Source organism: Methylobacterium sp. WL6, from assembly GCF_008040095.1.
Taxonomy (GTDB): domain Bacteria; phylum Pseudomonadota; class Alphaproteobacteria; order Rhizobiales; family Beijerinckiaceae; genus Methylobacterium.
This window is the reverse complement of sequence record NZ_VRVH01000458.1, coordinates 1-2547: the sequence shown is the minus strand read 5'-3', so window position 1 is coordinate 2547 and position 2547 is coordinate 1. Positions and strand designations below refer to the sequence as shown.

The following is a 2547-nucleotide window of genomic DNA, read 5'->3' as shown; positions in this document are numbered from 1 at the left end:
AGCACGTGCTGACCCGCGAGCTCGAAGCCGCGCGTGGCCAACGCCGCGGCGAGGCCGTCGAGGGCGGCTTCGAGCTCGCGGGTCAGCACGTGCTCGCCGAGGGCGGAGAGCGAGCGTTGGGCGATGCCGGCGAGGCGGTCGGCCGTCGGCGCGGCGACGTGGCCGAGCAGGATCGCCAGGCTGTCCATCGCCTCGGCGAGGGTCTGGCACTGGATCGATTCCGAGGCGACGACGATCACCGCCTCCAGCGCATCGGTGGCCGCGGTCGGGGCGTGGTCGGCCAGGATCACGTGCGCGCCCAGTGCCTCCGGCGGGTCGACCTCGCCGGGGCTCCAGCGGGCGACGATGTCGCGCAAAGCCAGGAGCACGACGCGGCCGGGGCTGGGGTTCGACTTCGCGGTCGAGACCGAGGTCCAGGCGATGGTCGCGAGCTGGTGCAGGCCGTAGCCGGCATCGTGCCCGAGGTCGCGCCCGTCGTCGAAGGTGAGCGCCCGCCCGCACGCGGCCTCGACCGCCTCCCGCGCTTCCGCTTCCAGCACGAAGCCCGGCCGGGCCCGGATGTCGAAGAGCGGGTCGCCGAGCGCCCGGAAGGTGCCGACCGGAACCCGCATCCGAACCTCGACGGCGTCCGGCGCGGCGCGCGCGATCGCCGCCTGGATCCGGTCGGCGTCGAGGCCGACGACGTAGCCGCGCTCGGTCGCGCGCACCACCGCGCGGACGTCCCAGCCCGGCCGGGGCGTCCGGCGGGTGCGCGCGAGCAGGCGCTCGTCGTCGGCGCGGGCCTCGAGGATCTGCGCGTGGATGAACTGGACGATGCGCTCGGGCCGCATCTGATCGATGGTGTTGTAGAGCATCACGATGACGAGGCAGAGGGCGAAGGTCGTCATCACCAGCGCCAGGCTCGTGCCGAAGACCGGCCGGTGGAACTCGGTGTTGGTCACCAGGGTCATTAGCACGAAGACCGACAAGCCGACGAAGTAGCCGAAGTAGAACTGGTTGGTGCGCCGGGCCATGAACTGGTCGGTGACCTGCGCGGTGAGCGAGGCCGCGCCCTGCTGCACGGCGATGAGCAGCAGCGAGAAGGTGATCGACGTCACGGTGATGATGCTCGACGCCACGGTGGTGAGCAGGCCGCCGAGCGCGGCGCGGTCCCCGAGCAGCGCGCCGAGCCAGCGGAAGCCCGTGGGCGCCGCGCCGCCGGACCACGAGCGGTCGGCGAGGTAGACCAGCGCATTGAGCCCGACGAAGCCGACGATCGTCGCGAGCGGCAGTGCCAGGAACTGCCGGAAGGACCGCCGGACGGCGGCGACGACGCGGTTCGGGACCGTCTCGATGGCTGGCATGGTGGGTGGCGTCGCTCCTGTGTGCCCCCCCTATACGGACATCGACCCGAAAAGGACCGGCCGAAGCGCGAGAGCGACGGAAGCGGCCGCGCCTCAGGATGAGGGCGGTGGCTGGATCGCGGCCAAGGCCGTCGGCGACAGCCGGGATCGCCTCGTCGAAGGCGCCCTCAGGCGGTGCCCGCCAGCGCCGCGGCGTAGATCGCGCGCGCGTCGGCGCGGGTTACCGTCCGCGGGTTGTTCACCAGGAGCCGCGTCTGCTTCATCGCGTCGTCGGCGAGGCGGTCGAGGTCCGTCTCCGCGATGCCGACCGCCGCGAGCGAGGCCGGGACGCCGCAATCGCGGCAGATCGCGGCGAGCGCCGCGACGAAGCGGTCGGCCGCCTCCGCCGCCGGCCGGTCGCGGGCGTCCGGGTCGAGGATCGGCGCGAGCTCGGCGTAGAGCGCCCGCGCCTCCGGCAGGTTGAAGCGCAGCACGCCCATCAGCACCAGCGCGTTCGAGAGCCCGTGCGGCACGTGGAACAGCGCGCCGATCGGGTAGGCGAGCGCGTGCACCGCCGCCACCGGCGCGTTGGCGAAGGCCATGCCAGCGAGCATCGACCCGAGCAGCATCCCGGAGCGCGCCTCGACATCGCCGCCGTCGGTGCAGGCGATCCGGATATGGCAGGCGAGCAGCCCCAGGGCCTGCCGGGCGAGGCCGTCGGAGATCGGGTTCTTGCGGTGGCGGCTGGTATAGGCCTCGATCGCGTGCACCATCGCGTCGATGCCGGTGGCCGCGGTGACGGCGGCGGGCAGGCCCCGCGTCAGCTCCGGGTCGAGCACCGCCCAGTCGGGCAGCAGGCGCGGGGCGACGACGCCCTTCTTCTCTTGCGTGGGCGTGGTGACGATGGCGATCGGCGTCACCTCCGATCCGGTGCCGGCGGTGGTCGGCACCAGGATCAGCGGCAGGCGCTCGCCCGTGGCGAGGCCGACGCCGTAGATCGCGTCCAGGGCGTCGTCCGAGCGGGCGAGGTAGGCCACGAGCTTGGCGGTATCGAGCGCCGAGCCGCCGCCGATCGCGAGCACCAGCTCCGCGCCCGACGCCCGCGCGAAGGCCGCCGCGGTCTCGACCACGTGGCTCGGCGGGTCGGCGACCACGTCCGCGAACACGTCGATGCGGCAGCCGGCCTGCGCCAGCGCCGCCTCGGCCGCCCGCGTCAGCCCGGCGG

2 protein-coding genes are annotated in these 2547 nt (G+C 73.8%); both read right to left on the bottom strand.

Annotation, left to right across the window (positions count from 1 at the left end; genetic code table 11):
* Positions 1-1343 (bottom strand): DUF2254 family protein (locus tag FV230_RS27165; protein ID WP_147844583.1); only part of this gene is annotated, 1343 nt, incomplete at its 3' end.
* Between the two features lie 167 nt (positions 1344-1510).
* On the bottom strand, positions 1511-2547 hold a 1037-nt coding region (locus FV230_RS27160), incomplete at its 5' end, for an iron-containing alcohol dehydrogenase (protein ID WP_147844582.1).